Source organism: Pseudomonas sp. NFACC08-1, assembly GCF_900106735.1.
Classification (GTDB): Bacteria; Pseudomonadota; Gammaproteobacteria; order Pseudomonadales; family Pseudomonadaceae; genus Aquipseudomonas; species Aquipseudomonas fluorescens_Q.
Map to the genome: position 1 here is coordinate 12,454 of NZ_FNNL01000015.1, position 23,935 is coordinate 36,388.

Annotated in this window: 23 protein-coding genes; 11 read left to right on the forward strand and 12 right to left on the reverse strand. The window is 59.1% G+C overall.

Annotated elements, in window-relative coordinates:
• Window positions 1-53 precede the first annotated feature (53 nt).
• Window positions 54-1,442 carry a sodium:solute symporter family protein gene (locus BLU76_RS24855; protein ID WP_092224825.1) on the forward strand — a complete coding sequence of 463 codons (1,389 nt, stop codon included), beginning with the start codon at window positions 54-56 and terminating at the stop codon, window positions 1,440-1,442.
• Window positions 1,443-1,684: 242 nt separating this feature from the next.
• Here the strand turns inward: BLU76_RS24855 and BLU76_RS32000 are convergent, their stop codons facing one another.
• Entirely contained in the window at window positions 1,685-1,813 is a 129-nt protein-coding gene (locus tag BLU76_RS32000) for a PA1414 family protein (protein ID WP_256222727.1), read from the reverse strand.
• 139 nt (window positions 1,814-1,952) lie between these two features.
• Window positions 1,953-2,846 (reverse strand): putrescine utilization regulator PtrR, encoded by an 894-nt coding sequence (locus BLU76_RS24860; RefSeq protein WP_063322451.1) that lies wholly within the window; start codon window positions 2,844-2,846, stop codon window positions 1,953-1,955.
• Between the two features lie 103 nt (window positions 2,847-2,949).
• On the opposite strand from BLU76_RS24860, the gene BLU76_RS24865 reads away from it, so the two are divergent.
• On the forward strand, window positions 2,950-4,122 hold the full coding sequence (locus BLU76_RS24865) for an MFS transporter (RefSeq protein WP_092224827.1): 1,173 nt from the start codon (window positions 2,950-2,952) through the stop codon (window positions 4,120-4,122).
• Here the strand turns inward: BLU76_RS24865 and BLU76_RS24870 are convergent, their stop codons facing one another.
• Both BLU76_RS24870 and BLU76_RS24875 read right to left on the reverse strand, forming a co-directional pair.
• Entirely contained in the window at window positions 4,123-5,577 is a 1,455-nt protein-coding gene (locus BLU76_RS24870) for an NCS1 family nucleobase:cation symporter-1 (protein ID WP_092150977.1), read from the reverse strand.
• A gap of 389 nt (window positions 5,578-5,966) precedes the next feature.
• Window positions 5,967-6,803 (reverse strand): CvfB family protein, encoded by an 837-nt coding sequence (locus tag BLU76_RS24875; RefSeq protein ID WP_060738695.1) that lies wholly within the window; start codon window positions 6,801-6,803, stop codon window positions 5,967-5,969.
• Between the two features lie 339 nt (window positions 6,804-7,142).
• Between BLU76_RS24875 and BLU76_RS24880 the strand changes: the two genes are divergently transcribed.
• The 3 genes from BLU76_RS24880 to BLU76_RS24890 all read left to right on the forward strand — a co-directional run bounded on the left by BLU76_RS24880 (window position 7,143) and on the right by BLU76_RS24890 (window position 9,185).
• Entirely contained in the window at window positions 7,143-7,331 is a 189-nt protein-coding gene (locus BLU76_RS24880) for a hypothetical protein (RefSeq protein ID WP_018607615.1), read from the forward strand.
• A 189-nt stretch (window positions 7,332-7,520) separates the two neighbouring features.
• Window positions 7,521-8,237 carry a TorF family putative porin gene (locus BLU76_RS24885; protein WP_092224829.1) on the forward strand — a complete coding sequence of 239 codons (717 nt, stop codon included), beginning with the start codon at window positions 7,521-7,523 and terminating at the stop codon, window positions 8,235-8,237.
• 81 nt (window positions 8,238-8,318) lie between these two features.
• Complete coding sequence (locus BLU76_RS24890) at window positions 8,319-9,185, forward strand: DUF6279 family lipoprotein (RefSeq protein ID WP_092150986.1); 867 nt, start codon at window positions 8,319-8,321, stop codon at window positions 9,183-9,185.
• 62 nt (window positions 9,186-9,247) lie between these two features.
• Here BLU76_RS24890 and BLU76_RS24895 read toward each other — a convergent pair whose 3' ends face one another.
• Window positions 9,248-9,640 carry a hypothetical protein gene (locus BLU76_RS24895; protein ID WP_063322456.1) on the reverse strand — a complete coding sequence of 131 codons (393 nt, stop codon included), beginning with the start codon at window positions 9,638-9,640 and terminating at the stop codon, window positions 9,248-9,250.
• A 187-nt stretch (window positions 9,641-9,827) separates the two neighbouring features.
• Between BLU76_RS24895 and BLU76_RS24900 the strand changes: the two genes are divergently transcribed.
• Window positions 9,828-10,559, forward strand: coding sequence for a DUF899 domain-containing protein (locus tag BLU76_RS24900; RefSeq protein ID WP_092224831.1), 732 nt, complete (start codon window positions 9,828-9,830; stop codon window positions 10,557-10,559).
• Complete coding sequence (locus BLU76_RS24905) at window positions 10,559-10,930, forward strand: hypothetical protein (protein WP_371915048.1); 372 nt, start codon at window positions 10,559-10,561, stop codon at window positions 10,928-10,930. The genes BLU76_RS24900 and BLU76_RS24905 overlap by 1 nt, the downstream gene beginning before the upstream one ends.
• Window positions 10,931-11,174: 244 nt before the next feature.
• On the opposite strand, the gene BLU76_RS24910 is transcribed toward BLU76_RS24905, so the two are convergent.
• Window positions 11,175-13,679, reverse strand: coding sequence for a glycoside hydrolase (locus tag BLU76_RS24910; protein WP_092224833.1), 2,505 nt, complete (start codon window positions 13,677-13,679; stop codon window positions 11,175-11,177).
• A 366-nt stretch (window positions 13,680-14,045) separates the two neighbouring features.
• Here BLU76_RS24910 and BLU76_RS24915 point away from each other — a divergent pair, with 366 nt between their 5' ends.
• Window positions 14,046-14,321, forward strand: coding sequence for a hypothetical protein (locus BLU76_RS24915; RefSeq protein ID WP_092150995.1), 276 nt, complete (start codon window positions 14,046-14,048; stop codon window positions 14,319-14,321).
• Window positions 14,322-14,565: 244 nt separating this feature from the next.
• On the opposite strand, the gene BLU76_RS31615 is transcribed toward BLU76_RS24915, so the two are convergent.
• The gene (locus BLU76_RS31615; protein ID WP_170867323.1) at window positions 14,566-14,727 is read right to left on the reverse strand and encodes a hypothetical protein; all 162 of its coding nucleotides are present in this window, start codon (window positions 14,725-14,727) and stop codon (window positions 14,566-14,568) included.
• Between the two features lie 226 nt (window positions 14,728-14,953).
• Window positions 14,954-16,300 carry a DEAD/DEAH box helicase gene (locus BLU76_RS24925; protein WP_092224837.1) on the reverse strand — a complete coding sequence of 449 codons (1,347 nt, stop codon included), beginning with the start codon at window positions 16,298-16,300 and terminating at the stop codon, window positions 14,954-14,956.
• A gap of 193 nt (window positions 16,301-16,493) precedes the next feature.
• Between BLU76_RS24925 and BLU76_RS24930 the strand changes: the two genes are divergently transcribed.
• Window positions 16,494-17,792 (forward strand): mechanosensitive ion channel family protein, encoded by a 1,299-nt coding sequence (locus BLU76_RS24930; protein ID WP_092150850.1) that lies wholly within the window; start codon window positions 16,494-16,496, stop codon window positions 17,790-17,792.
• A 107-nt stretch (window positions 17,793-17,899) separates the two neighbouring features.
• Here the strand turns inward: BLU76_RS24930 and BLU76_RS24935 are convergent, their stop codons facing one another.
• The 4 genes from BLU76_RS24935 to BLU76_RS24950 form a co-directional block, all read right to left on the reverse strand.
• Window positions 17,900-18,766 (reverse strand): carboxylate/amino acid/amine transporter, encoded by an 867-nt coding sequence (locus tag BLU76_RS24935; protein WP_063322466.1) that lies wholly within the window; start codon window positions 18,764-18,766, stop codon window positions 17,900-17,902.
• Window positions 18,767-18,903: 137 nt separating this feature from the next.
• Entirely contained in the window at window positions 18,904-20,772 is a 1,869-nt protein-coding gene (locus BLU76_RS24940; RefSeq protein WP_092224839.1) for an ATP-binding protein, read from the reverse strand.
• A gap of 303 nt (window positions 20,773-21,075) precedes the next feature.
• Window positions 21,076-21,675, reverse strand: coding sequence for an FMN-dependent NADH-azoreductase (locus tag BLU76_RS24945; RefSeq protein ID WP_072341417.1), 600 nt, complete (start codon window positions 21,673-21,675; stop codon window positions 21,076-21,078).
• A 150-nt stretch (window positions 21,676-21,825) separates the two neighbouring features.
• Entirely contained in the window at window positions 21,826-22,140 is a 315-nt protein-coding gene (locus BLU76_RS24950; protein ID WP_063322469.1) for a hypothetical protein, read from the reverse strand.
• Between the two features lie 50 nt (window positions 22,141-22,190).
• Between BLU76_RS24950 and BLU76_RS24955 the strand changes: the two genes are divergently transcribed.
• A complete protein-coding gene (locus tag BLU76_RS24955) occupies window positions 22,191-23,114 on the forward strand; it encodes a PA3225 family LysR-type transcriptional regulator (RefSeq protein ID WP_060738713.1) in 924 nt (307 codons plus the stop codon).
• A gap of 14 nt (window positions 23,115-23,128) precedes the next feature.
• Window positions 23,129-23,932, forward strand: a complete 804-nt coding sequence (locus BLU76_RS24960; protein WP_092224841.1) for an alpha/beta fold hydrolase — start codon at window positions 23,129-23,131, stop codon at window positions 23,930-23,932.
• Window positions 23,933-23,935 lie beyond the last annotated feature (3 nt).

A 23,935-nucleotide genomic window follows, 5' to 3' on the forward strand; every position in this document is an offset into this window, starting at 1 on the left:
GGGAGGGCATCACCCCGACTTCCTATAAAAAAGACAATCGGAGACACGCCATCATGGCTTTGGACTTAATCGTCGTTCTTCTCTACGCCACTGGCATGATCGCCCTCGGCTGGTACGGCATGCGCCGCGCTAGAACCCGTGACGACTACCTGGTCGCCGGGCGCAATCTCGGCCCGGGCTTTTACCTGGGCACCATGGCTGCCACCGTCCTGGGCGGCGCGTCCACCATTGGCACCGTGCGCCTGGGCTACGTCTACGGTATTTCCGGATTCTGGCTGTGCGGCGCCATCGGCCTGGGCATCGTCGGCCTGAGCCTGTTCCTCGCCAAGCCGTTGCTCAAGCTCAAGATCTACACCGTGACCCAGGTGCTGGAGCGCCGCTACAACCCGGCCGCGCGCCAGGCCAGTGCGCTGATCATGCTGGTTTACGCACTGATGATCGGCGCCACCTCGACCATCGCCATCGGCACCGTGATGCAGGTGCTGTTCGGCTTGCCGTTCTGGGTGTCGATCCTGGTGGGCGGTGGCGTGGTGGTGCTGTACTCCACCATCGGCGGCATGTGGTCGCTGACCCTCACCGACATCGTGCAATTCCTGATCATGACCGTTGGCCTGGTGTTCCTGCTGATGCCGATGTCCATCGTCGATGCCGGTGGCTGGGATGCGATGATGGCGGCATTGCCGGCCAGTTACTTCGATTTCACCGCGATTGGCGGGGACACCATCCTCACCTACTTCCTGATCTACTTCTTCGGCATCTTCATCGGCCAGGACATCTGGCAGCGGGTATTCACCGCTCGCAGTGAAGGCGTGGCCAAAGTGGCCGGCACCGCCGCCGGCCTGTACTGCGTGCTGTACGGCCTGGCCGGTGCGTTGATCGGCATGGCGGCCAAGGTATTGCTGCCGGACCTGGAAAACGTCAACAACGCCTTCGCCAGCATCGTCCAGACCAGCCTGCCCAACGGTATTCGCGGCCTGGTGATCGCCGCGGCCCTGGCAGCCTTGATGTCCACCGCCGCAGCGGGCCTGCTCGCGGCGTCCACCACGGTGGTCCAGGACTTGCTGCCCCGTCTGCGCCAGGGCCGTGAAAGCGGCAGTGGCGACGTTCACGAGAACCGCATCGCGACCCTGCTGATGGGCGCGGTAGTCCTGGTGATCGCCCTGGTGGTCAGCGACGTCATCAGCGCCCTGACCCTGGCCTACAACCTGCTGGTGGGCGGCATGCTGATCCCGCTGATCGGCGCCATCTACTGGAAACGCGCCACCACCGCTGGTGCGATCACCAGCATGTCGCTGGGCTTCCTGACCGCGCTGTTCTTCATGCTCAAGGATGGCCTGGACGCCAACACGCCGATCTACTACAGCCTGAGCGTGGCGCTGGTGAGTTTTGTGCTGGTGAGTGTGCTGTCGCCACGGCCGAGTGCGGTGGCCAAGGCGATCTAACCGGTACGACGCAGTCCCCGTGGCGAGGGAGCTTGCTCCCGCTGGTGCGCGAAGCGCGCCCAAAGCCAGGCGCCTCGGTGTGTCAGAAAGGGCTGAGGAGGCTGATTTGGGTCTGCTTCGCAGCCCAGCGGGAGCAAGCTCCCTCGCCACAGGGTTCACATCGCCAATAAAAAGATCGCAGTTCCGGGCCATCTCAATTGAAATGGTCCGGAACTGCGATCTCTCCAAATTCGGTGGCGTATTTACCGGCGGCGCGGTTGGCGGCGGCGTTGCTCGTCATCGGTGCGGATCGGTATCGGTTGCATCGGTGGCTCGATCAGGCCAAGCGCGACACCCAGGTCATGAAGCCAATTCTGGATTTTCTCTTTCATCGTGGTGCCCCCTCAGGGTGGTACGAGCGGCAAATTACTGTGGCCCCTTCGCACTGATAATAGTCCGATGTTCTACGCAATGCTCGTCTCAGTTTGCAATGATCTGTTACTGAATTGATCCAAATCCACCTCCCGGAGTTCAAGCCGATTGCGCCGTCGTCATGGGCGTTCGCGGCCAGGCCTGTTGTTGCAATTCAATCCAAGCGTTGAGGTTGGCCCCGACCATGCCTTTGCGCCACATCAGCCAAGTGGTGGCACTGGCGAACGGCTCGGCCAGCGAATGCACCGATACCCGCTCGCGGCCCGGCAGGCTGGCCAGCATCGACTCGGACATCAACGCCACCCCGGACCCGGCGATCACACACGCCAGCATCCCCTGGTAAGACTCGATTTCCATCGCCCGGCCCATGGTCGCGTGATCATGGGCAAACCAGGCCTCTAATCGCATCCGGTACGAACAACCACGCCGGAACGTGAACACCGCGCGGCCCTGCACATCCAGGGCACTGCGAACCGGCGGATGATCGGCCTCGGTAATCAGCACCAACCGCTCGTCGCACAACGGCACGCCATCCAACCCCGCGAGCTCCAGCGGGCCGTCCACCAGCGCCGCGTCGAGCCGGTTGGTGAGCAGGCCTTCAAGCAGCTCGCCACTAGGCCCCGATTGCACTTGCAGGTTCACCGCCGGATACGCCCGGTGATAAGCCGCCAGCAGGTCCGGCAAATGCGTCGCCGCCGTGCTGTACATCGTGCCCAGCAGGAAGTCCCCGGCCGGCTGCCCGCCCTGCACGGCGGCATGGGCCTCGTCGTGCAAGGCGAACAGCTTGGCCGCGTAGTCCAGCAGGACTTTTCCTGCCGGCGACAACTGCAAACGCTGACGCTCCCGCAGGAAAAGGTCCACGCCCAGCTGTTCTTCAAGCTGCTTGAGCCGGGTCGACAGGTTCGACGGCACCCGGTGCAGGCGCTCGGCAGCCCGGGTGATGGAACCTTCCTCGGCCACGGCCTGGAAAATCCGCAGTTGGCTGAACTCCATGACCTTCTCCAAAAAAGAACAAGTTACTCACTATTATTCATTTTTAATGAAAGTCAATCAGTCCTAGCCTGACGGTCATTCGCCCCGACACCGGAGAACGACCATGTCACCTCTTATTCGCCTGCTCGGCAGTTTCATCGCGCTGATGATGGCCATGGGCATTGGCCGCTTCGCCCTGACGCCCCAGTTACCTCATTTGATCGGCGAAGGTCAGGTCGACTTGACCGCCGCCGGTCTGATTGCCGCCGCCAACTACCTGGGGTATTTCCTTGGCGCGCTGGACGCCATGTTCGCCCGTCGTCCGGAACAGGTGCGGCGGCGGTTGCTCGGCGGCCTGTGGCTGTGCGTGCTGCTGACCCTGGCGTCGTTCTGGGCCTGGGGCTTCTGGCCGCACCTGGCGTTGCGCTTCGGCACCGGCGTGGCGAGCGCCTGGGTGATGGTGATGATCACCGCCCTGAGCCAACCCTTGGCCGCAGCGGTGGGACGGCCACGGCTCGGTGCCCTGGTGTTTGCCGGGCCGGGCCTGGGGATTTTCCTGACCGGCCTGCTCGCCCTCGGCTCGAACCTGCTGGGCCAGACCTCCGCCACCCTGTGGCTGGTGTATGCCGGCGTGGCCTTGGCGATGTTGCTGGTGATCTTGCCGATCCTGCCGCAGCCGGCCGTCGCAACACCTGTCGCTGGGCCGACCGCCCCTTCGCCGAACACCGGCATCGCTCGACTGGGCGTGGTGTACGCCCTGTACGGCGTGGGCTACATCATTCCGGCGACGTTCCTGTCGCAGATGGCCTCGGCGCAGTTCCACGGCCAATGGCTGGCCGATCTGTTCTGGCCCTGCTTCGGCCTGGCCGCCGCCAGCGGCGTGTTGCTGGTCAGCCGGCGGCGGCCGAACCCGAACACCACCGGCCACTGGCTGATCGGTACGCTCTGGCTGCAAGCCGCCGGGGTATTTGCCTGCCTGCTGGGCAGCGGGCCGGGGCTGGCGCTGGGGGTGATCCTGTGTGGCACGCCGTTCCTGGCCTGCATGCAGTTGGTGATGCTGCGCTCCCGGGAACTGGCGCCCCACGCCACCCAGCGCAACGCTGGACTGTTGACCGCCTGTTTTGCCGTGGGCCAGCTCAGCGGGCCACTGCTGGCGGCGCTGAGCAGCCATTTCAGCGGCGGCCTGCAACCGGCGCTGATCATTGCCGGCAGCGGCCTGGTGCTGGCCGGTGGCCTGTTGTTGCGGCCCGCCAGCCGGGGCGTGGCGAACCCTTGCGCCCAGACCGCCCTGCGTTGATCAGGCCTGGCCGGCCGGGCTGAACGCCTTGCTCGACTGCGTGGCCGGCTCGCGTCGCGCCAAGGCGAAATACAACACCCCGCCGAGGAAGCAACCGGTAAACCAAGCAAAATTGGCCATCGATTGCAGCATCGGCGTGAAGGTGATCGCCACCCCCATCAGCGTCGCCGGAATCAACGCCTTCACCGCCGTCCAGTTGATGCCGCCGCTGTAGTAATAACGCCCGCTCGGCCCGTCATTGAACAGCGCATCGACGTCGATCTGCTGTTTTTTGATCAGGTAGTAATCCACCAGCAGAATCCCGAACAGCGGGCCGATAAACGCCGCCAACACGTCCAGGGTGTAGTGGATCACTTCAGGGTTATTGAACAGGTTCCACGGCGTGATGAAAATCGAGGCCAGCGCCGCGATCATGCCACCAGCGCGCCAGCTGATTTTGCTGGGAGCGACGTTGGCGAAGTCGAAGGCCGGCGAGACGAAGTTGGCGACAATGTTGATGCCGATGGTCGCCGTCACGAAGGCAAAGGCCCCCAGCAAGACCGCCACGTCGTTGTCGATGCGCGCCACGGTGGCAATCGGGTCGTGGAGCATTTCACCGAACACCGGCAAGGTCCCGGAAACAATCACCACGGTGACCAGGGAGAACGCCAGGAAATTCACCGGTAATCCCCAGAAATTACCCCTGCGCACGTCAGACATGCTCCGGCAGTAACGGCTGAAATCGCCGAAATTCAGGGTCGGACCGGAAAAGTACGACACCACCAGTGCCGTCGCCACGATCACTTGGCCGAACGCCTGCCAACCGGACAAGGACTTTTCCGCCAGGGTGAAGCTGATGTTGCTCCAACCGGCCTTCCACACGATCCAGCCGGCCAACAAGAACATCACGGCGTACACCACCGGCCCCGCCCAATCGATGAAACGACGGATCGAATCCATACCGGTCCAGAACACCAGCGCCTGGACGAACCACAAGCTGAGGAAACCGAACCAACCCAGGTAGGACAAACCGGCAAAATGCGGCGTCGCGTAGACCTCCATCGAAGGAAAAAACCGCAGCACCACGATAATCAGCGCGCTGGAGGCCAGGTAAGTCTGAATGCCGTACCAGGCCACGGCGATCAAACCGCGAATGACCGCAGGAATATTCGCCCCGAACACCCCGAACGCCAGTCGGCAGATCACCGGGTACGGCACCGCCGCCTGTTGGCTCGGCTTGGCGACCAGGTTGGCGATCAACTGCACGATGCAGATCCCGCCGAGCAAGGCGATAAGCACCTGCCAACTCGCCAGGCCCAAGGCGAACAGACTGGCGGCGAAGACATAACCGCCCACGCTGTGCACATCACTCATCCAGAACGCGAAGATGTTGTACCAATTCCATTTCTGCGGCAGTGGGCCCAGGTCCTCGTTGTAAAGGCGGGGGCTGTAGCCATTGGGCAATTGCTCGGACATTGCGGGGCTCCTTTGAGTACCGCCGTGCCCCCGTATCGACCTGCTCACCATACTGCGCACGGGAGCCGGCATGGTTTGTATACGCGTTTCCACGCAGAATGCGTGCCATAGGCGCTGGATGTTAGACAAACCGGGGTGTGTGGCGCAGAGAAACACCACGCAGGAACAGGCATACGCCCACGAACAGGGCGCAGGTGCATGCTAAAGGTGCAAGATTTTGTATACAGCGAAGATCAACCTGTGGCGAGGGAGCTTGCTCCCGCTGGGGCGCGAAGCGGCCCCTTCGAACATGCTACCTCGGTGTCTTAGCTTGGATTGAGTGCAGCTGGTTTGGGGCTGCTTCGCAGCCCAGCGGGAGCAAGCTCCCTCGCCACAGGAATTGTGTGCAGTTAGCTCAATTCAATGCGATCGGCATGAATGACAATCTGCCCATTCTTGTACAGCGCACCAATGGCCTTCTTGAAGTTGCCCTTGCTCACGCCAAACAGGCTGCTGATCAGCGCCGGGTCGCTCTTGTCGCTGACCGCCAGGGTGCCGTTGTTCTCTCGCAACTTGGCGAGAATCTTGGCGTTCAGGCTAGTGGCAGCTTCCTGGCCCACCGGCTGCAGGCTCAGGCTGATCTTGCCGTCTGGGCGAATCTCCTTGATGAAACCTTTTTCCTGCATGCCCGCGCGCATGAACTTGAAGATTTCGTTCTTGTGGATCAAGCCCCAGTGCTTGTTATTGATGATCGCCTTGAACCCCATGTCGGTGGCTTCGGCGACCAGCAAATCCACTTCCTGGCCCGGCGTATAGTTGGCCGGGGTCTTGTCCAGATAGCGATCCAGGCGTGCCGTGGCGGTGATGCGACGGGTGTGCTTGTCGAGGTAGACGTGCACCACGCAGTATTCGCCGGCGGTCATTTGGCGCTTTTCTTCGGAATACGGCAGCAACAGGTCCTTGGGCAGGCCCCAGTCCAGGAACACGCCGATGCTGTTGACCTCAACCACTTTCAGGCTGGCGAACTCACCGACCTGCACTTTTGGTTTTTCGGTGGTGGCGATCAGTTTGTCGTCGCTGTCCAGATAAATAAAAACATTGAGCCAGTCTTCATCTTCGCTGGGAATATCCTTGGGGATATAACGGTTGGGCAGCAGAATTTCGCCGTCCGCGCCGCCATCCAGATATAAACCGAAGTTAGTGTGTTTAACCACTTGCAAACTGTTGTAGCGCCCGACTAAAGCCATTTCCAATACCCTCATTGCGTGGGCGGCATTCTACCCGGTTTTGCGGCGCGATTCGTGGCCGCCGGCAAGGTTTGCCTGGAAGGCCCGGCACAACCCTTGATTTTCCTGGGTTTGCGTCCGAGGCACAGCCATTCGTCAGGCCGGAGACGGTGCATGCCGTCCTTTCTCGACACTACATTCTTCACACGGTTGTTATTTAAAACAGAGGCTTAGGGCAATTATTGCCGGATAACGGCTGATTATTCCCATCACGCTGGCGATAATTCAGAAGGATATTTGCCAAGCAATTGTCAAGTATTTCCTGTACGATGCCTGGCCCAATTAATTATCTACAGGTTAATGGCCGTCATGCGCGTAAAAGCATCCAACAGCAAAGCAAAGCCAGCTCCAGCCGTTGAAACCAGCGAGTCGATCAACGACCAGATCGCTGCGTTCCTCAAGTCCGGCGGCGAGATCCAGCAAATTGCCAAAGGCGTCAGCGGCCAGACATTCGGCCCGTCCAAGCAGATCAGCCTGGGCAAGAAGTAACCTGCGCGTCACCTGGTCCCAAAGCGCTTTGAGTTTCGAAGCGCTTGGACTGGAACCCTCCCCGCCCTATCCATTTCCCATGAATCGACGAACGGCCTTCGCAGCCGAGCATTCGCCGGTATGCTTTCACCTCTCTAGCTCAAGCGTTTCAGCTTAGTTCCTGCTCCTCGCTATTTCATGGAGTGAAGCATGCGTATTCCTATTGTTGCGCTGGCGATCAGCCTGCTGACGTGCTCCCTCGCCCAGGGGCAGGTGTTCCAACGCGAACTCGGCGACTTCGATCTCAAACTGGGCACCACTCCCAGCCGCAGCATGGCCGAGGGCCTGGTCACGCCGTCGAGCACCGGCTCGTTTCATGGTGGGTTGGACCTGAGCCACGACAGCGGCTGGTACGTTGGCCAGTGGTCACCCAGCGCCGGCCTGACATCGTCCGCCGACCTTGAGGTCGATTCCTACATGGGCTTTAAACAACCCTTCGACCAGACCCTGGGCTACGAAGTCGGCCTGATCCACTACAGCTACCCCACCGTCGATACCCTCGACAGCCAGGAGTTCTACGGCGGCCTGACCGTGCTCGGCAGCCGTTTTGGCGCGGCCCTGAGCAACGACCCGGACAAACAGAACAGCACACTGTTCGCCGACCTGGGCGGCAACGTGCCGTTCGGCATTGGCATCAGCGCCAAATACACCACCCACCAACTCAATACGCCAGTCTCGGTGGAGAACGGTTATATCGGCAGCTTCAGCGACTGGTCGTTGAAAATTTCCCGTCCGTGGAAGGGCCTCGACCTGGACCTGATCTACAGCGACTCAAGCCTCAGCGGCAGCAGTTGCTCGGCGTACTCGGGCCACAACAGCGAGTGCGACAGCCTGCTGACCCTCAAGATGGCCCACCCTTTTTACTAAGCGTTACGCATTTAATCGGCTGAACTGCCGCGCGTCTGCGATGCTCAAACAAAGCACCTACGCCTTCGCAAGGACTCGCTCATGCCGCGCTGGTTGACCCGCACTGCCATGTTCATCGCCCTGTTGCTGACGCTCACCGCCTGCAGCCGCATCGGCCTGGCCTACCGCAACCTCGACCTGATCATCCCCTGGACCCTCAATGATTACCTGGACATCAGAGGCGAGCAAAAAGACTGGTTCAACGAACGCCTCAAGGACCACCTGACCTGGCATTGCACAACCCAATTGCCCGACTACCTCGACTGGCTGGATCGCCTCAAGACCATGGTGAAAACTGACCAGGTAACCGACGAAGCCTTGCAACAACGTACCCAAGAAGCCAAGGCCGCCATCGCCGAAACCGCACGGCAAATCACTCCCTCGGCCATCGAACTGCTGCAAGGCCTGAACGACGACCAAGTCGATGACATGGATGCCGCCTTCGTCAAGGATCAGCGCAAACGCCAGCAGCAATACCTCAAGCCGACGTTGCAGGAACAGATCCAGGAACGCAGCGACCGGATGGTCAAACGCTTGGACGACTGGCTCGGCCCGCTCAACGAAGCCCAGCACCAACGGGTGATGGCCTGGTCCACCGCCCTGGGTGACCAGAACCAGCAATGGATCGCCAACCGCGCCCACTGGCAAAACCAGTTCAGCGAAGCCGTGGCCCAGCGCCACAGTCCTGACTTTCCCAAACGCATCGAGCAGTTGCTGGTCAACCGCGAAAGCCTCTGGACGCCCGCCTACCGCGAAGCCTTCAGCAAAACCGAAGCCCAGGCCCGCAGCCTGCTGGTGGACCTGATGGCCGAAAGCACCCCGCCCCAGCGCGAACGGCTGCTGAAGAAAATCGACGGGGTGAAGAAAGATTTCACTGACTTGAAGTGCCTGAAAGCAGCACGATCTTAAAACCACTGAAGATCCAATGTGGGAGCGAGCTTGCTCGCTCCCACAAGGTTTGTGCCTGGTTCCTAGGCAATCTGCGCCTTGGACGCCAAATCATCAAACGTAAACTCATCCAGCGCATCGTCCTGCTCATCCAGCACCTGGCGCGGATGATCATTGCCCGGAATGCTGCTGTCGATCAGGCTCAACAACCGCGAGCCACGGGGCGTCAGCACGAAGTTCTCGCCGTTACCGCCCTCTTCCTCCGGCCGCGGCTCGATATAGCCACGCTCCAGCAGTAACTTTTCATACTCCCCGGCGACCGCTTTCAGATGATCGAGGTTCTCGATTTCCTCACCCGCCGCCGCCTTCTGAGCTGCGTATTCCTCCGCATAAGGCCGAGGCGTAAAACTATGGCCGGCGCCGTTCTGCACTTCGTGCAACAACTTTTCGATCAAGTCCCAGTTATAAGTCGTCATCCTGGTCCATCCTCTGAAGAGTGAGATGCCTACCTAGGTTGTGACCGAGGTGCTGCGCCGCCGTTCAGCCAGGTTTCCGGGTGGTCACTGCCTTGAGCCGACCAACGGCCTGTCGAATTCATCGAAGGCCAAACGACCAGTTGCTGAAACGCCCACTAAGTAGCTCTGCCATGCAGGAGAAATCACCATGAACGTAGAGAATCATCCGGTCGTCTCGCGGGAAGAGTGGCTCGCCGCCCGCCGCCAACACCTGGCCCACGAAAAAGCCTTCACCCGCGAACGAGACAAACTCAGCGCCGAACGCCGCGCCCTGCCCTGGGTAAAAATCGACAAACCCTACCGTTTCCAAGGCCCCCACGGTGAACTGAGCCTGGCCGACCTGTTCGGCGGTCGCAGCCAACTGATCATCTACCACTTCATGTTCGGCCCCGGCTGGACAGAAGGCTGCCAGGGCTGCTCATTCCTCTCCGACCACATCGACGGCGCCAACCAACACCTGGCCCACCACGACGTGGCCGTGGTCGCCGTCTCCCGCGCCCCCTTCGCCGAGTTCCAGCCGTTCAAGCGCCGCATGGGCTGGACCTTCGACTGGGTCTCGTCCAACGGCTGCGACTTCAACTACGACTTCGGCGTCAGCTTCAAAGCCGAAGACACCGCCGGTGGAAAAGCCACCTACAACTACGAAAAAACCGACACCACCGAAGGCGAACTCCCCGGCCTGAGCGTCTTCTACCGCAACGAAGCCGGCGACATCTTCCACACCTACTCCACCTACGCCCGCGGCCTCGACATTCTGGTCGGCACCTACAACTACCTCGACCTGACGCCCAAGGGCCGCAACGAAGACGAAATCATGGACTGGGTGCGGCATCACGATAAATACGACGAGGCCAAGCCACACAGCTGCTGCCACAGCTGATGCGCCAACCCGCACAAGTCGAGCGCGATCCCCGTGGCGAGGGAGCTTGCTCCCGCTCGACTGCGCAGCAGTCGCCTGCTTTGCCTGACCTTTCGCAGCGCCAAAGCCGACCGCTGCAAGGCCAAAGGTCCTACACAAAGCTCGGAAACTGCATCCCCGCTACCCTGCTCATCGACACCGAAGCCCCGCTCGACGTCCTTTTCGAAACGGCTGGTTACCGCATTCGCACCGTGACCCAATTGCTGGAAAACATCGAGTTCCGTTCGGATATCAGTGCCGATACGATGGTGCTTTCCGACTTCTGCAAAATGCTGACGATAGCCCTGCGCGATGGGTGTGATTGGGAGGCGGTTACGGGCCCAGGTTGTTGAATAATGAAAACGGGCGAGCTTTGAGTCGCCCGTTTCAAATGTATGGAGAGTACAAATTGATTGAGACTTTTACAGAATTTGCCCCCGCAGAATACCCGGCGGGAGCACGCGCCCTCGCCAAAGGGGCTGTGCCGAATTCAGGTTGGGCTTCATAAAAAACCGGACTCAACGTCCGGTTCTTTATGAAAGAGCTAGGAATTCGCCTCGGAAAGCAGGGATATCCTGCTGAGCATTGGTTTGACGACTACTTACTTGCCTCCTCAACGGCTGCCGTATTCTGAGGACCGAAAGAATATTTCAGGGCCCGTGCCTTCATGGTGCGCGGATCAGGTAAGCCTACGGTCTCTGGGCCCGCAAAACCGGTGACACCTTTGCTGAGCGTGGGATTGATCGCATCGAACAGGAAGCTGAAACCTTGTTTGAGCGAGCTCTGGGCGATGCCGTGACATCCCATGCAACCGCCCATGGTCAGGCCTTGGGTGCTGTGGTCGTAATCCGGTACCTTGATGTTCAGCTGGTTGCGCGCATTGATCAGGGTGTTGTTCTTCGGGATGGGGAATACGTTGCTCCCACGAAACAGCTGAATCCCCGGCTGGCTGCTTTCGACCATGATATTGGCCAGGTAGTAATCCGGATCGGTTTGAGTGCTCGACGGGATGGCTTGAACGCCTTTGAGCCGATAATGCTTCCAGACCGAATTGTTGAATTCGCCGCTGCCGTCCATCAACTGCTTGACCTGGTTGTTCACCGCCGCGACTTCGACATCCATGGTGAGCGGTTGCACGACCCGGATCGGGCCGGCCTGCCCTTCAGGGATCCCGTTACTGCCGGAGTAGACCGGCGGATCAAGGCTCGCGTTTGCGACTGCGCCCGCTTTTGGCAGGGAAACCGTATAGGTCTTGTTGCCGTCAGAGAAAGTGGCGGTCGGGGGGTTGTTTATATCGAAACCGGGGTAATCAATCTTGTTGTAGTTGGCAATGTAGTAGAGCCCGGTCGGTGATTTACCGTCGGGCAGCGTCAGGGCATCTTCGTGCTCGAACGTGGCGAAAATGAAGGTCGGGTAGTTGGACGTCTTATGGATTATATGTAAGGCGACCAGTGCGTAGTCTTCGTTCTGCGCCACCGGGTCACTGTCGAGGCCCTTATAGGTCACCACCGTCGCCGTGTGGTAACGCGCGCGATTTTGAACCGGGATGTCTGCCAGCTTGCGCCATGTCGCCTTGACCTCCACCGCGCCGTCGGGCAGCACTACATTCGTATCCGGGAACCTGGTCAGGCCTTTCGCATACTCGTAAACGACGGGGTTCGCCTTGGCCTCGAACAGGATCTGGCTGTCGTTTGAAGGGGCATAATCTCTCCCTGTCTTCGCCACATTTGGCGGATTGACCGGGAAGAAAATAGCGTTTTGTCCTATTTGGGTCGCCTCATCCAGATTGTTGTAATGATTAAAGGTGGCGCCAGGCGCCAAACGAATACCCTGGGGAAATTGTATATAGCTGTATTGCGGGTCAGAACCAAATGGGCGCGTCGGACCACCTGCGGTGTTTTTTTGTGGTCCCGCGGGAAACAACTCAGTACGGTGCGCGAAGGTTTGCCATAACAAGGGGCTGGGAGACTTTGGCACCTTGCCCGAATCAGCAAAACTGCTGGCGGGATTGCCGACGCCGCGGTTAGCGGGCAATGGTGCGGCAGCTGTATTGTTCAGTGCGAAAAAGCTGCGCCAGGCGAACGTTGCATAGTCGCTATGGCTGAGGCCTGTGGCCAGGTCCGAGGGCAGTTGCGGGTTGCGCACGGTTAGATCGCTTGCGGTAATGCCATAGGAAACGCCCAAAACCGAGGGAAAGTTATCAAGCCCACTCGCAGCGAAATACGGATTCCAGTTAACCCCATCGCTGGAGTAAAAAGTTTTTGTATTGTTGCTGACAAACACACGATCGTTGATCATCGCCGCACTGTTCAGGAAAAGTTTACTGTTTATACCTTTCAGCTCTTGCCTCTCTCCCCACTGGCCGCGACGGTTGTAAGTGCGTGCGTACATGAGGCGATTTTCCACTGTGTAATAGACCCAAATCTTACCGCTATAGACGATAGGCACCACTTTGGTCAGAGGCGTGTCAGTGCTTTCCTGGAACGCTGGAGTTTCCCGGCCGAACAGAAGACCATCATTCGAAGTGACGTAATAAACAGTTTTAGCATTACCGTCACCTTTGTGATAAAAAATGAATAATTGACCGTTATACACAACGGGGCTGTTAACGCCGGCCATAGGGCTGGTATTGATAGTTTGAATATCGGTCCAATTGACGCCGTCTGTAGAGCTGGTGGTCCTCAAGCGTTGCTGAGGATCGGCAAAGGTCAGCACTAGCTTCTGCTTAAATACAGTCACTGAAATATCCCCACCCCATCGGTAGCCATTCACTGGGATAGTTTTAGCAGGGGACCACTTTTTCCCATCTGTCGAATAGGAAGAATAGATATGCTCTGAATCATAATTATTGGACCAGAACATATAAATTTTTCCCTTGAACGACTGCACCGCGGGTATAAATCCCGCTGGGAGGCCGAATCCCACCAGGCTCGTCGAGGAAGGAATACCGTTTGAGGCGTCGGGCTTGTCAAAGACATCGACTTTTATTCCCACACCTTGTTGCGGTGTGGCGATGATCAGACTTTCCGCATAGGCCGATGAGAGCGCAAACAAACCCCACAGACACAACATCAGCCGACTGAATATCGCTCTAAGACTCATAGGTTTCATTCCTTTGAATTAACGGCTACCACAGGCCGTGGATACGTCCTGACAGGCGTAGTTGTTCTATTGTTCAATGCGAGCTGAACTGGATGTTCTGGAAGTCATTGACTGCATTGCGACAGACATATTGTTAGCCTCCTAGCTAATAAAGCACTTACATCCTGTGTGAAGCAGCGACCCGGCGTTGCAGGCATAGGGCTACCAGTCGCCTTTCTCCATGGTAGACGACGGTTTAATATCGGCTAGGGAAATTCTGAAAAAAGGCACCCTGCCAAGCGGCAGCCAGCATGGCGGCTAATGAACTTTCCACCCAATACCGGCCTCAACCCATTACCTGCCCAACAAGGAATATGAGGCCCAGCCATGAAAACCCTCTTGAAACTCACCCTCGCAGCCACCCTCACCTGCGCCCTGCCCGCCTGGGCCACTTGCACGCCAGAGCAAGCGACCGCCAAGCGCGAACAATTGGCAAATGAAGTGACCAAGCTCACCGAACAGAACCCGGCCAAGGCCAAGGAAATCAACGACGAGTTGCAGGCCATGGACCTGGAGACGGCCAGCAAGGATGTGCCGGACAAGTGCCAGTTGATCGATAAGCGTCTGCAAGAGTTGAAGGATGCGGAGAAGAAGGCCGGGTGATTGCCCTAGTCTGAGCACCGCTTCGCTTTTGTGGCGAGGGAGCTTGCTCCCGCTGGGGTGCGAAGCGCCCCCCAAAAACAAGTCTCACCGCGCAATAATGGGTGAACACGCAACTTTGGGGCTGCTGCGCAGCCCAGCGGGAGCAAGCTCCCTCGCCACAGGTTCTGCATCGAACTTAAGGTCGAGTTTCACCCATAAAAAACCGGACCTTGGGTCCGGTTTTTCATGAGGCACTAGCGCCGCTTCACTCCGCCGCAGGCGCTTCTGGCTTGCGGCGCTTGAGCGGGGCCATGCCGTCCTTGCTGACCAGCGACGGGGCGTCGGCCTTCGGGCGGTTGGCGGTCTTGCGCTTGGTCGGGGCCTTGGCGCAGAAAAGAAAGCCGGGTGGTTGCCCTAGTCTGAGCACCGCTTCGCTTTTGTGGCGAGGGAGCTTGCTCCCGCTGGGGTGCGAAGCGCCCCCCAAAAACAAGTCTCACCGCGCAATAATGGGTGAACACGCAACTTTGGGGCTGCTGCGCAGCCCAGCGGGAGCAAGCTCCCTCGCCACAGGGTTCGGCATCGAACTTAAGGTCGAGTTTCACCCATAAAAAACCGGACCTTGGGTCCGGTTTTCATGAGGCACTAGCGCCGCTTCACTCAGCCGCAGGCGCTTCTGGCTTGCGGCGCTTGAGCGGGGCCATGCCGTCCTTGCTGACCAGCGACGGGGCGTCGGCCTTCGGGCGGTTGGCGGTCTTGCGCTTGGTCGGGGCCTTGGCGCCGGTTTTCTTCTTGTCGCCCTTGGCGTCGACCTTTTTCTTCTTCACGCCAACGGCCTTGCCCGAGGCCTTGACCTTTTTCGGTCCGCCGTAGGTGCCTTTGACTTCCTTGATGGTGCGGCGCTCGAAGCTCTGCTTGAGGTAGCGCTCGATGCTCGACATCAGGTTCCAGTCGCCGTGGCAGATCAGCGAGATCGCCAGGCCGTCGTTGCCGGCGCGGCCGGTACGACCGATGCGGTGCACGTATTCGTCGCCGCTGCGGGGCATGTCGAAGTTGATGACCATGTCCAGGCCATCCACGTCCAGGCCGCGGGCGGCGACGTCGGTGGCGACGAGGATTTTCACGCCGCCCTGTTTGAGGCGGTCGATGGCCAGCTTGCGGTCCTTCTGGTCTTTCTCGCCGTGCAGTACGAACGCCTTGTATTCCTGAGCCACCAGGCGACCGTAGATGCGGTCGGCCATGGCCCGGGTGTTAGTGAATACGATGGCTTTTTCGTAGGTTTCGTTGGCCAGCAACCAGTTCACGATCTGCTCTTTGTGCTGGTTGTGATCAGCGGTGATGATCTGCTGGCGGGTGGTGGAGTTCAGTTGGCTGACCGCGTTGAGCTGCAAGTGCTCAGGGTTGTTCAGCACCTTGGCGATCATCTCGCGCAGGCCCGAGCCGCCAGTGGTGGCAGAGAACAGCATGGTCTGCTGGCGATTGACGCATTCGTCCACCAGGCGCTGCACGTCTTCGGCAAAACCCATGTCGAGCATGCGGTCGGCTTCGTCCAGCACCAGTACTTCGACTTCCTTGAGGTCGAGGTTGCCGGCGTTCAACTGCTCGATCATCCGCCCCGGCGTGCCGATCAGGATGTCCGGCACCTTGCGCAGCATGGCGGCCTGGACCTTGAAGTCTTCGCCGCCGGTGATCAGGCCGGACTTGATGAAGGTGAATTGCGAGAAGCGTTCCACTTCCTTCAAGGTCTGCTGGGCCAGTTCGCGGGTCGGCAGCAGGATCAGAGTCTTGATGCTGACGCGCACCTTGGCCGGGCCGATCAGGCGGTTGAGGATCGGCAGCACGAACGCGGCGGTCTTGCCGCTGCCGGTCTGCGCCGTCACCCGCAGGTCACGCCCCTGGAGCGCGAGCGGAATAGCCGCTGCCTGCACCGGCGTTGGCTCGACAAATTTAAGCTCGGCCACGGCTTTGAGCAGGCGTTCGTGCAGGGCGAATTGGGAAAACACGGGTGCTACCTCGAAGAAATGCAAAAAAACAGCTGCATAGGGTAACGGTTTCGAGCGCGAAGGCCGAGTTTCTTTATACAAACGGCGGCAAATCAGTGCATTTTTATCAGCCGTTATTGCATCAACGGTCACTTGACCGGGCTTAAATGCTCTAATCGTCCCGTCGCGTCTTTATAGAAGAACCGTTTCGTCCATGGACATCAAACAACTCTGGGTCAACCTCCAAGACCTCTGGGGTGCCCTTGACCAGCACCCGCTCCTGCATTCCAGCCTCGCCCTGATGTTGCTGCTGGTCATCGCCCTGGTGCTTGGCCGTGTGGCGCGCTACCTGATTCTGCACGCCGCCAAGCTGCTGGGGCGCCAACCGGCCTTGAACTGGGTCAACGACCTGCGCCAGAACAAGGTATTCCATCGCCTGGCGCAGATGACGCCGTCGCTGATCATCCAGTTCGGCCTGCACCTGGTGCCGGAACTGAGCAAGACCAGCCTGGTTTTCCTCGGCAATGTCGCCCTGGCTTTCACCATTTTGTTCCTGGTGCTGGCTCTCAGTGCCTTGCTCAGCGCCCTGCTGGACGTCTATGCGCGCACCGAGCACGCCCGTACCCGCTCGATCAAAGGCTATGTGCAACTGACGAAGATGGTGCTGTATGTATTCGGCGCGATCATCATCGTCGCCACCCTGATCGACCGTTCGCCGCTGTTACTGCTGTCGGGCCTGGGAGCGATGTCGGCGGTGATCCTGCTGGTCTACAAGGACACCCTGCTGTCGTTCGTCGCCAGCGTGCAGCTGACCAGCAACGACATGTTGCGGGTCGGCGACTGGATCGAGATGCCCCAGGTCGGCGCCGACGGTGATGTGGTGGACATCACGCTGCACACGGTCAAGGTGCAGAACTTCGACAAGACCATCGTCTCGATCCCGACCTGGCGACTGATGTCCGAGTCGTTCAAAAACTGGCGTGGCATGCAGCAATCCGGCGGGCGGCGGATCAAGCGCAGCCTGTTCATCGACGCCAGCGGCGTGCGTTTCCTGCATGACGAGGAAGAACAACGCCTGACCCAGGTGCGCCTGCTGACCGACTACATCGGCCGCAAGCAGGCCGAACTCAAGGCCTGGAACGAGGCCCAGGGCAACGTCGCGGCGATGTCGGCCAACCGTCGGCGGATGACCAACCTGGGCACCTTCCGCGCTTATGCACTGGCGTATTTGAAAAGCCACGCGGAGATCCAGCCGAACATGACCTGCATGGTCCGGCAGTTGCAGACCACCGCCCAAGGCATCCCGCTGGAAATCTACTGCTTCACCCGCACCACCGCGTGGACCGACTACGAGCGTATCCAGGGGGATATTTTCGATTACCTGCTGGCGGTGATGCCGGAGTTTGGGTTGAACCTGTATCAGCAGCCCAGCGGCACGGATTTGCGTTCGGGGTTGTTGCCGGCGGTGCTGGGGGCAAGCCACCTGCCGGAGCCGCAGAAGCAGGTGATCTGAAACCACCAGATCCCCTGTGGGAGCGAGCTTGCTCGCGATAGCGGTGTATCAGAAACATAGATGCTGACTGACACTCCGCCATCGCGAGCAAGCTCCCACAGGGGTTTTCAGCGTGCAGGTAGCGGTTGGCGGATCCCCAACCGACTGATCCACACCGCCGCCAATATCACCGATCCCCCCAACAGCAACCGCCCCAACGCCTCGTGCTGGTTCCAGATCAACAGGTTCACCAGCAGCCCCACCGGCACATGCAGGTTGTTCATCACCGCCAGCGTCCCGCCATTGACCAGGCACGCGCCTTTGTTCCACCAGTAAAGTCCCAGCGCGGTGGAGACCAGGCCGAGGAACACCAACACGCCCCATTGCAGCGGCGCTTCAGGCCAGAAGTTGGCCTTGCCGAACAGCAGGAAAGCCGGCAACGCCACCATCAGCGCCCCAAGATAGAAATAACCGAAACGCCGGTAATGCGGCAGGTCGCTCGGGTGGCGGGCCACCAGATGCTTGTACAGCACCTGCCCGGCTGCATAGGTGAAGTTGGCCAGTTGCAGCAGCAAGAAGCCCATGAAGAAATCCGGGTTGATCCGGTCGTAGCGAATCACCGCCGCGCCGGCCACGGCCACCAGCGCCGCGATCAGCGCCCAGGGGTTGAAGCGACGGTTCAGCGCGTCTTCGATCAAGGTCACGTGCAGGGGCGTCAGGATGGTGAAAAGCAGCACCTCGGGCACCGTCAGCACTCGGAAGCTCAGATACAGGCAGACGTAGGTCACGCCAAACTGCAAGGCACCGATCAACAACATGCCGCGCATGAACGCCGGCTCCACCTGGCGCCAGCGCGTCAGCGGAATGAACACCAGCCCGGCCAGCAACACCCGCACCAGCACGGCAAAATAACTGTCCACATGCCCAGCCAGGTACTCGCCGATCAGGCTGAAGGAAAATGCCTGGATCAATGTCACAAAAAGTAGATAGCCCATACCGCCCTCGTTTCGAATGGCGGCGAAGATAGCGCTTTTGAACGGTGGGAGCGAGCTTGCTCACGATGGCGGCGTGTCAGTCAGCATCTGTATTTCTGACCCTCCGCCATCGCGAGCAAGCTCCCACAGATACTCCACTAACTTGAAAGTTCATCCACGACCCAAGGAGTGGCCTGACGCTGGTGCCGATGGCTGGCGGCACGCTGGAGCACTCGGGTCAGCGCCTGGAAGTTTGCCGGTTTGGTCAGGACGTCATCGGCACCCCCGGCCCTGAAACGCTCTATCTCGCTGGAAAAAACACTCGCGGTGAAAGCAACGATGTAGCAAGTATCGCCCTGGGGTAACTCGCGAATTCTACGCACAGCCTCCATCCCATCCATCACGGGCATGTTGATATCCATCAGAATGATCTCTGGCGTCGAAGCCATGCAACGATTGACCGCCTCCAGGCCATCTGACGCAAGGTCGGGTGTATAACCCAACTCTTGTAGCATCGCCATGGCCACTTTCTGACTCACCGGATGGTTCTCCACCAGAAGGATATCGAGCGGATAATCCTCGGCAAAAGACGAGTCGAAGCCAACCGCCGCCTGATCATCCTTGATGGGTATTTCCGAGACTGAAAAAAGCGCCAGGGGTAGAGAGAAGGAGAATGTCGAGCCTAAACCTGGCTGACTGGTGAACGTTAAAGTCCCCTGCTGCGCCTCGAGCAGGTTCTTGCAGATAGAAAGACCCAACCCGCTCCCAGTGAAGCGTTGGCTAGCCGCCTCTTTAAACTGCACAAAGGGTTTGAACAGATTGTCTTGCCGTTCCGTGGGGATACCGATGCCGGTATCGCGTATGGAGAAGTCGAGCCACGCTTGAGAGCCGTAACCGCTGGTGGTGACCAGGAGCGATATTTTTCCGGCTTCGGTAAATTTGACCGCATTGCCCAGCAAGTTGATCAATATCTGGCGAAGGCAATCCATATCGGTCTTGACCAAAGGCGGTACGTCTGGGGAAAACTGCGCCTCCAGCACGATGGGTTTGTCCTGGATATTTTGCCGGATGAGTTCCATACAGGATGAAACCAGTGCTCTCACTTCGAAAACACGAGGTTTCAATTCAAGTTTGCCCGCTTCGATTTTGGCGAGATCGAGAATGTTATCGATAAGAGACAGCAGGGTCCGTCCACTGGAATGAATCGTTGTGAGAAGACGGCGTTGCTCGGGATCCAGGGCGGACCGGGCCAATAGTTCGGTCGCGCCAATGACACCGTACATCGGGGTGCGAATTTCATGACTCATGGTTGCCAGAAAGCTGGTTTTTGAACGATCAGCGTCTTCGGCGGCATTTTTAGCCTGATTCAATACCTGCTCATTGACTCGCAGTTGCTGAAGATGAGCACGCATGCGTAAAAGGAGGAAAGCGAGAAATACCAGGATGGCCAGGATGATGTGGTACAGCGAGTCATGATTAAGTTGTTGGTAGTAGTCCGCCAAGGTAACTTCCGCCCCGACAACATACACCGTACCGTCTTGTGATTTTAAGGGGACAAAGACCGCGCGAAAATCACCCCAATGATCCGAGTAGTCGATCCAGGTTGGCTCGGTACGCTCAAAACTATCGAGTAAAGCCTGGCTGGCATCGGGATAAGGATCGAAAAAACGCACGAAATTCTTCTCTTGAATTTCTTCTTTCGATGCGCTGGAACTGATCAGGTAGGCCTTTGCACCTCGCTTGATCACGCTATAGACAAACGCAGTGCCCATGGACTCGTTGAAGCCGGAGAGGCGCTGAATGGTATCCCAGTCCTGCGCTTGCGATTTGGATTGCTTATCGACCAGATTGTCATGGTAACGGTCGCCGAGGATCGCCGAAGCCCCCAGCGCGGCATGCAGCAATTTATTATTAATGTTGTCAGTAAGGACGCTTTGCGTCTCGACATAGAGGTAGTAGATATAGCCACCTGCCCCTATGAGATAGGCTAGAAATAAGGCCCATGTTTGCCGTTTGATTTTTAACATATCACAGCCTCCCTACTGTAAATCGGCGCATAAATTACCACAGCCAGACGTCGACAGACTTGCCCAATCCGAGTGAGTTTGCCGCCTGCCTATCTCCCAGCCCTCAAAAGCTTGAGGGGCCGTTCATGTCAGGTAGTGGTTATTTCTATTTCCCCCAAAAAAAAAGCCCGATCTCGCTAAAGCGTTCAATCGGGCTGATGCACTCAGGAGCAATAAGTGCAAAGGGAGGTTCGATGCGCAAAACGATTTGAAGGGAAGCGCCAGGCCACTAGACCACCTGGCGATTATCCGAGGATTAACGGATCAGGCGACCTGGGACAGTTTGGCGTTGGCCTGATTCAGGCCCTTCTCCTGGAAGTCGCCGCCCAGGTTCATGCCTTCGGCATGGATGAAGGTCACGTCGTGGATCCCGATGAAGCCCATGACCTGGCGCAAGTAGGGTTCTTGATGGTCAGTGCTGCCGCCGGCATGAATGCCACCACGGGCGGTCAGCACGAAGGCGCGCTTGTCGGCCAGCAGGCCTTGAGGGCCGGTGGGGGTGTATTTGAACGTCACGCCGGCACGCAGCACATGGTCGAGCCAGGCTTTCAGTGTGCTGGGGATGGCGAAGTTGTACATCGGTGCAGCCATTACCAGCACGTCCGCGGCCAGCAGTTCATCGGTCAGTTGGTTGGAGCGCTCCAGCGAGGCGTTTTCAACGTCGCTGCGCTGCTCGGCCGGCTTCATCCAGCCACCCAGCAGATTGGCATCCAGGTGCGGCACCGGATTGACGGCCAGGTCGCGAACGCTGATTTCATCGGCCGGGTGCGCCGCTTTCCACTGGCTGATAAAGGTCTGGGTCAGTTGACGGGACACCGAGTCTTGCTGGCGGGCACTGCTTTCGATGATCAGAACGCGGGACATGGCTTGTAGGCTCCATCTGAGAATGTTGTCAGTCGATGGAGTGAAGGTTAAACGCGATCATATCGATGAAAAAGCGCAAATAACTGCTGTAAAGCATCGATAAATTCGTTTATAAGCGGAGCAAGCAATATTGCCTGCCTCACTGCCGGGCTATTTCGGCTGACAGGTCAGCTTGATGCGCAGCTTGATGATGTTGCGGTTGAACTTGGCCGTGGCGTTCTTGAACTTGCCGGCGGCGACTTCGATCTTGCGGGTGCGCGGTGCCTCGGGGCCATTGTTGAAGACCACGGTACAAGCCGCGTCGGTGTTGCCGTAGTTGTTGACCTGGATGGAACCGATATCGGCATCGGTGTCATAGGCGTTGTAGTCGATGCTCAGGCCGTTGAGGTGTTTTTCCACATCGATCGGGTAGGCAAACGCAGTCAGTGGCAGCAGGGCCAGCACCACACAACAGATTTTCTTCATTCGGCAGTCTCCACCAAGGGACTGCCAGCTTAGGACAAGAGGAGCTCGATATGAAAGCGCCCCGCGTAACCCTTGATCAATGGCGCACCTTGCAGGCCGTGGTCGACCACGGCGGCTTCGCCCAGGCCGCTGAAGTGCTGCATCGCTCCCAGTCGTCAGTGAGCTACACCGTGGCCCGCATGCAGGATCAGCTCGGCGTACCGTTGCTGCGCATCGATGGGCGCAAGGCCGTGCTGACCGAAGCCGGCGGCGTACTGCTGCGCCGTTCCCGGCAACTGGTGAAACAGGCCAGCCAACTGGAAGACCTGGCCCACCACATGGAGCAAGGCTGGGAAGCGGAAGTGCGCCTGGTGGTCGACGCGGCCTACCCCAACGCCCGCCTCGTTCGCGCCTTGACGGCGTTCATGCCACAAAGCCGTGGCTGCCGGGTGCGGCTGCGCGAAGAAGTGTTGTCGGGTGTCGAAGAAGTGCTGCTCGAAGGCGTGGCCGACCTGGCCATCAGCGGCTTCAGCATTCCCGGTTACCTGGGGGCGGAGTTGAGCGACGTAGAGTTCATCGCGGTGGCCCATCCCGAGCATGCCCTGCACCGCCTCAACCGCGAACTGAACTTCCAGGACCTGGAAAGCCAGTTGCAAGTGGTCATCCGCGACTCCGGCCGCCAACAGCCCCGCGACGTCGGCTGGCTCGGCGCCGAGCAGCGCTGGACCGTGGGCAGCCTGGCCACCGCCGCGAGTTTCGTCGGCAGCGGCCTGGGTTTCGCCTGGCTGCCCCGGCACATGATCGAACGGGAACTCAAGGAAGGCGTGCTCAAGCGTCTACCCTTGGAACAGGGAGGCAGCCGCAACTCGACCTTCTATCTTTTCTCAAACAAGGAAAAACCCCTGGGCCCGGCCACGCAGATCCTGATCGAATTGCTGCGCACCTTCGACACCGCGCCGCTGGATGCGCCGTTCGCCGCCCCTGAACAAGCCTGACAAGGACTTCGCCGATGGCCTATTTTGAACATGAAGGTTGCAACCTGCACTATGAGGAATACGGCCACGGTACGCCCTTGCTGATGGTCCACGGCCTGGGCTCGAGCACCCGCGACTGGGAAAAGCAGATCCCGGTGCTGTCCGCCCGCTACCACCTGATCGTGGTGGATGTGCGCGGTCACGGTCGCTCCGACAAGCCGCGCGAGCGCTACAGCATCGAAGGGTTCAGCGCCGACCTGGTCGCCCTGGTCGAACACTTGGACCTCGGCCCGGTGCATCTGGTGGGTTGGTCCATGGGCGGCATGATCTGCTTTCAGCTGGCTGTGGACCAACCCAACCTGGTCAGGAGCCTGTGCATCGTCAACAGTGCTCCCGAAGTCAAAGTCCGCACGCCCGATGACTGCTGGCAATGGTTCAAGCGCTGGAGCCTGATGCGCATCCTCAGCCTGGAGACCATCGGCAAGGCCCTCGGCGCCAAGTTATTCCCCAAGCCCGAACAAACCGAGTTACGCCTGGAAATGGCTCGGCGCTGGGCAAAAAACGACAAACGTGCTTATCTCGCCAGCTTCGATGCGATCGTGGGATGGGGCGTGCAGGAACGACTGTCGCAGGTCGCCTGTCCAACCCTGGTCATTTGCGCCGACCATGACTACACCCCGGTGGCACTGAAAGAAGCCTACGTCAGGCTACTGCCCGATGCACGGCTGGTGGTCATCGCCGATTCGCGGCACGCCACCCCGCTGGATCAACCCGAACGCTTCAACCAAACCCTGCTCGACTTTTTGACCGCAACCGATTCCACCACTCAGGATCACTGACCC